We start from the raw sequence: 6,123 nt of genomic DNA, 5'->3' as shown, positions 1-6,123 counted from the left end.
CCAAGATCGCGTATGTTCAGGAAGATGGTACGGAAATTCGCAAGCTTGTCGAAACCACGCCGGGCCGGATGCTGATTGAAGAAATTCTGCCGAAGAATTCGAAAATCAGCTTTGATCTGATCAACCGGCTTCTGACGAAGAAGGAAATCACGCAGGTGATTGACGAGGTTTACCGTCACTGCGGCCAGAAAGAGACGGTTATTTTTGCCGACCGGATCATGGGCCTCGGGTTTTCCCATGCCTGCCGCGCCGGTATATCCTTCGGCAAGGATGACATGCGCATTCCGGCGTCAAAGGACAAGCTGGTCGAGGACACCCGTAAGCTGGCGGAAGAATACGAACGCCAGTATTATGACGGCCTGATCACTCAGGGTGAGAAATACAACAAGGTCATTGATGCCTGGTCACAGTGTACGGATCGCGTTGCCGATGAAATGATGAAAGTCATTGAGGCCGTGGAAATGGATGAGAATAATCGCCAGGTCGGCATTAATTCCATCTTCATGATGGCGAACTCTGGGGCTCGTGGCTCGGCCGCACAGATGAAGCAGCTTGCCGGTATGCGCGGACTGATGGCCAAGCCGTCGGGTGAAATCATCGAAACGCCGATTATCTCGAACTTTAAAGAGGGCCTCAGCGTTCTTGAATATTTCAACTCCACCCATGGTGCCCGAAAGGGACTCGCCGATACGGCCTTGAAAACGGCCAACTCCGGGTATCTGACCCGGCGTCTCGTCGATGTCGCCCAGGATTGTGTTGTGATTGTGGAAGACTGCGGCACGGAAAAAGGCGTGACCGTTCGGGAAGTTGTCGAGGGCAGTGATATTATCGCCACCTTGAGCGACCGGTTGCTTGGCCGGACCGCAGCGGTTGACGTTGTCAATCCCGTAACCGGGGACGTGATCGTCGCTGGCGGTGAAATGTTTGACGAGGCATCGTCCCTGCTGGCAGAAACCGAAGGTGTGGAGCAGGTGTTGATCCGCTCGGTTCTGACCTGTGAAACCAAGGGCGGTATCTGCGGAAAATGTTACGGACGTGACCTGGCCCGCGGAACACCGGTCAATATAGGTGAGGCCGTCGGTGTTATTGCCGCCCAGTCAATTGGCGAGCCAGGAACCCAGCTTACCATGCGGACCTTCCATATTGGCGGGACGGCACAGGTGGCGGAAATCTCCTCCATTGACGCCTCGCATGAAGGCACGATCAGGATTGAAAACCGCAATGTCGTGGTCAACAGCAGTGGTAATCCGATTGTTATGGGCCGGAACTCGGAAGTGGTTCTGGTTGACAACAATAATCGCGAACGGGCACGCCATAGAGTGAACTATGGTACCCGGTTGATGGTCGATGAAGGGTCTGTCGTCAAGAAGGGCGACCGGCTTGCACAATGGGATCCGTTCACCACGCCCGTGATTACGGAACTTGAGGGTGTCGTCAGCTACAAGGATCTGGTCGGTGGTATCTCCATGGCCGAGCAGGTTGACGAAGCGACAGGGATAACGCGTAAAATCGTCGTCGACTGGAAAGCACAGCCCAAGGGCAGTGACCTGCGACCGCGCATCACGTTGCGGACGACGGACGGTGAGCTTCTTACCTTGCCGAGTGGCCATGAGGCCCGCTACTTCCTACCGGTTGATGCCATCCTGTCGGTTGAGGATGGTGTTGAAGTTCAGGCTGGTGACGTCCTCGCGCGTATTCCGCGGGAAGGATCGAAAACCAAGGATATCACCGGTGGTCTGCCCCGTGTTGCGGAATTGTTTGAAGCCCGTCGACCGAAAGACCATGCGATCATCGCGGAAATCGATGGCTATGTCGAATTCGGTAAGGATTACAAGTCCAAGCGTCGGGTCTCTATCCGTCCGGAAGGTGAGGGGGCTGAACCGTTCGAGTACCTTATTCCCAAGGGTAAGCATCTGTCCGTCAATGAGGGAGATTATGTCCGTGTCGGGGATTACCTACTAGATGGTAATCCGGCGCCCCATGATATCCTGAAGGTCCTTGGTGTTGAAGCGCTTGCCAACTTCCTGATCAATGAAATCCAGGATGTCTACCGGCTGCAGGGCGTGAAGATCAACGACAAGCATATTGAAGTGATCTGTCGCCAGATGCTGCAGAAGATCGAGATAGAAAGCTCGGGTGACAGCTCGTTCCTCCTTGGGGAGCATGTTGATCGCGAAGAGTTTGAAGCGCATAATGTCAAGCTCGAAAAGGCAGGCAAGGCGCCAGCGGTCGGCAGTCCAATCTTGCTCGGTATCACGAAGGCGAGCTTGCAGACCAACTCATTTATCTCGGCGGCATCCTTCCAGGAAACGACGCGGGTTCTAACAGAGGCGTCAGTGGCCGGCAAGAAGGATACGCTGATGGGCCTGAAGGAAAATGTCATCGTTGGCCGTCTGATCCCGGCGGGAACAGGCGCCCAGATGAACCGGCTGAAGTTGCTGGCAGCAAGACGTGACCGTGAACTGCAGGAGAATGCTGAAGCCCCGGTTGAAATGCTCAACCCGGAAGTGGTTGAGGAAACCTCTGCGGGCGAGTAACTTCGCTTAAGAATCGGTCTCTTGCGGAGGCGGAAACCGGTTTAATGGACGAAATTAAAGAGGGGACGGCACCTTTATGTGGGTGCCGTTTCCAGTTAACTGGCAATTATTCGCCTGAAGTAACGGCCGGGCAAGAGGATATGATCCTGTGCCCAGCGTTCAATTTCCCCGATTTCGGCGAATAGGAAGTATAAATTCAGGGGCGCGAAAAGATTAACGAAAAGGCAATCTTTTCTGCTTGACTGGGCAGGGCCTCGCCCATATATTGCGCGCTCCTGACAACAGTCGTGTTTCTTAATATTTCCGTGCGTCGTTGGGATTTTGTCAAATACGCATGTGTTAAGTCTTTTCGAGTGGACGCAAAAAATCTCGACCGCGAGCAGAGCCGCAGCTGCGCGCGGCTGTGCTGTTTGCGGTAACGAATGATAGGAAGAAGAATGCCTACTATTAATCAGCTGATTAGAAATCCCCGCAAGGCGCCGGTTTCGCGTAATAAAGTGCCCGCTATGGAAGCGTGCCCGCAGAAACGTGGTGTTTGCACAAGAGTTTATACGACAACCCCAAAAAAGCCGAACTCGGCTCTGCGTAAAGTCGCCCGTGTTCGGCTGACTAACGGGTTTGAAGTAACAAGTTATATCCCCGGTGAGGGGCATAACCTTCAGGAGCATTCGGTTGTCTTGATCCGCGGTGGTCGTGTCAAGGACTTGCCGGGTGTTCGGTATCATATCATTCGGGGTGTCCTGGATACGCAGGGTATTGCTGATCGTCGCCAACGCCGCTCCAAATATGGCGCGAAGAAGCCTAAGTAAGGAATTAATCGGATGTCACGTCGTCACGCAGCGGAAAAGCGCGAAGTTCTCCCAGATGCAAAATTTGGGGATGTTGTTCTGACAAAGTTAATGAACTCCCTCATGTTTGCGGGGAAAAAGTCAACCGCCGAAGGTATCGTTTATGGTGCCTTCGATATTATTGAAAAAAAGACGGGTTCCAGCCCAGTTGACGTTTTTCATGAAGCGCTAAGCAAGGTGAAGCCGGATCTCGAGGTCCGTTCCCGTCGTGTTGGTGGGGCAACCTATCAGGTGCCGGTTGAGGTTCGCTCAGAGCGGGGGCAGGCTCTGGCCATTCGCTGGTTGATCGCAAGTGCACGCAAGCGGTCAGAGGTTACCATGGTTGACCGTCTGTCCGGCGAGCTTCTGGATGCGTCCAACGAACGGGGCGGCGCCGTTAAAAAGCGCGAAGATACACATAAAATGGCTGAAGCGAACCGCGCTTTTGCTCACTATCGCTGGTAACAGCAGTTAATTACGCAAGTTTGATCTAGGATTTCGGAAATGGCACGCACAACGCCCATCGAAAGATACCGTAATATCGGCATTATGGCCCATATTGACGCTGGTAAAACAACGACGACGGAACGTATTCTGTATTACACAGGTGTGTCTCACAAAATTGGTGAGGTGCACGATGGTGCGGCGACCATGGACTGGATGGAGCAGGAGCAGGAGCGCGGCATTACGATCACGTCGGCTGCGACGACCTGTTTCTGGAAAGACCACCGCATCAACATCATTGATACACCGGGCCAGGTTGACTTCACGATTGAAGTTGAACGCTCACTGCGCGTTCTCGACGGTGCGGTTGCTGTTTTTGACGGTGTCGCCGGTGTTGAGCCGCAATCTGAAACAGTCTGGCGTCAGGCTGACAAATATCGCGTGCCGCGCATGTGTTTCGTCAACAAGATGGATCGGACGGGCGCGGATTTCTATAAATGCGTGGAAATGTTCAAAACCCGCCTTGGCGCAAAGCCGCTCGTCCTGCAATTGCCAATCGGCTCCGAGGGAGATTTCGAAGGCGTTATCGATCTGGTCCGGATGAAGGAAATTGTCTGGAACGGCGAAGAGATGGGCGCCTCCTTCGAGTATCGCGATATTCGCCCAGAACTCGCCAAGCAGGCCGCTGAATACCGCATGGCGATGATGGAAACAGCGATTGAAACGGACGAAGAAGTCCTGGAGGCCTATCTGGACGGCACCGAGCCGGACGAGGACACGCTGCGCCGTTGCATTCGCAAGGGTACGCTGGCCGCATTGTTCGTGCCGGTTTTGACCGGAACTGCCTTCAAGAACAAGGGCGTTCAGCCGCTTCTCGACGCGGTTGTTGATTTCATGCCGTCACCTCCCGATGTGGGCGGAACGCACGGGATTGATGTCAAGACGCAGGAAGATATCATCCGCATGCCGCTGGACACGGAACCGTTCTCCGGTCTCGCCTTCAAGGTCATGACAGACCCGTTTGTCGGTTCCTTGACATTCGTCCGTGTGTATTCCGGTGTTCTCGAAGCGGGAACGCAGACACTGAACTCGATCAAGAACAGCCGTGAGCGCGTTGGCCGTATGCTGCAGATGCATGCCAACAGCCGTGAAGATGTGAAAGAGGCGCGCGCTGGCGACATCGTTGCGATTGCGGGCCTGAAAGATACGACAACGGGCGATACATTATGCGACGCGGCCAAGCCGGTCATTCTTGAGCGCATGGAATTCCCGGAACCGGTCATTGAGATTGCCGTTGAGCCGAAGACGAAAACCGACCAGGAGAAAATGGGTGTTGCCCTTAACCGCCTGGCAAAGGAAGATCCCTCTTTCCGTGTCGCGACGGACCATGAAAGTGGTCAGACGATCATCAAGGGCATGGGCGAATTGCATCTCGATATTATCGTCGATCGCATGAAGCGTGAGTTTGGGGTCGAAGCCAATATCGGCGCGCCGCAGGTGGCATACCGTGAGAGTATCACGAAGCTGGCCGAGCTTGACTACACCCATAAGAAGCAGTCGGGCGGATCGGGCCAGTTTGCTCGCATCAAGCTTGTTGTTCAGCCGGGTGAGCCGGGCGCGGGTTTCACCTTTAGCGATTCAATTACCGGCGGATCGGTTCCAAAGGAATATATCCCCGGTGTTGAAAAAGGCGTCAAGGACATCATCGAAACAGGTGTTCTGGCAGGCTTCCCGTTGATTGATGTCGATGTCAAGCTGGTTGACGGTGCCTATCATGATGTCGACAGTTCGGTTATGGCCTTTGAAATTGCTGGACGCGCGGCCATGCGGGAAATTGCCCGCAAAGCCGGACTTCGTCTGCTAGAGCCGATGATGAAGGTCGAAATCGTGACGCCGGATGAATATATTGGCGATGTCATGGGGGACTTGAACAGTCGCCGCGGTCAGGTGACCGGAACAGAACAGCGCGGTGTCGCGCAAACCGTAAATGCCATGGTCCCGCTTGCCAATATGTTTGGCTATGTGAACAATCTTCGTTCACAGACGCAAGGGCGGGCAACCTTTTCCATGGTGTTCGACCATTATGAACCTGTGCCACAACACGTATCAGACGAAGTTCTGGCGAAGTTGGCGTAACGTAAGAGCTGAGGCAGCCGGAGAGAACGGAGAAATACAATGGCCAAAGAGAAATTTGATCGTAGTAAACCACATTGCAACATCGGGACGATTGGTCATGTTGACCATGGGAAGACGACGTTGACGGCGGCGATTACGAAGGTTCTTGCGGAAGCGAGCGGCGGGAAGTCGTTTGCGTT

4 protein-coding genes and 1 pseudogene are annotated in these 6,123 nt (G+C 54.1%); all 5 read left to right on the top strand.

What is annotated here, in order from left to right; genetic code table 11:
- A pseudogene (locus ACESNI_RS13455) lies at positions 1-2,537 on the top strand (DNA-directed RNA polymerase subunit beta'); the annotation flags it as partial.
- Between the two features lie 437 nt (positions 2,538-2,974).
- Positions 2,975-3,346: a 30S ribosomal protein S12 gene (gene rpsL, locus ACESNI_RS13450; protein ID WP_161316330.1), complete on the top strand. Its 372-nt coding sequence runs from the start codon at positions 2,975-2,977 to the stop codon at positions 3,344-3,346.
- Positions 3,347-3,358: 12 nt separating this feature from the next.
- Positions 3,359-3,829, top strand: a complete 471-nt coding sequence (gene rpsG / locus ACESNI_RS13445; RefSeq protein WP_373087672.1) for a 30S ribosomal protein S7 — start codon at positions 3,359-3,361, stop codon at positions 3,827-3,829.
- A 39-nt stretch (positions 3,830-3,868) separates the two neighbouring features.
- Positions 3,869-5,944 (top strand): elongation factor G, encoded by a 2,076-nt coding sequence (fusA, locus tag ACESNI_RS13440; protein WP_373087670.1) that lies wholly within the window; start codon positions 3,869-3,871, stop codon positions 5,942-5,944.
- A 39-nt stretch (positions 5,945-5,983) separates the two neighbouring features.
- A partial coding sequence (locus ACESNI_RS13435; protein WP_373085128.1) for a GTP-binding protein occupies positions 5,984-6,123 on the top strand: 140 nt, incomplete at its 3' end.

The organism is Sneathiella sp., assembly GCF_041689005.1.
In the GTDB taxonomy this organism is placed as follows: Bacteria; Pseudomonadota; Alphaproteobacteria; order Sneathiellales; family Sneathiellaceae; genus Sneathiella.
This window is presented reverse-complemented; position numbering and strand designations above follow the sequence as displayed.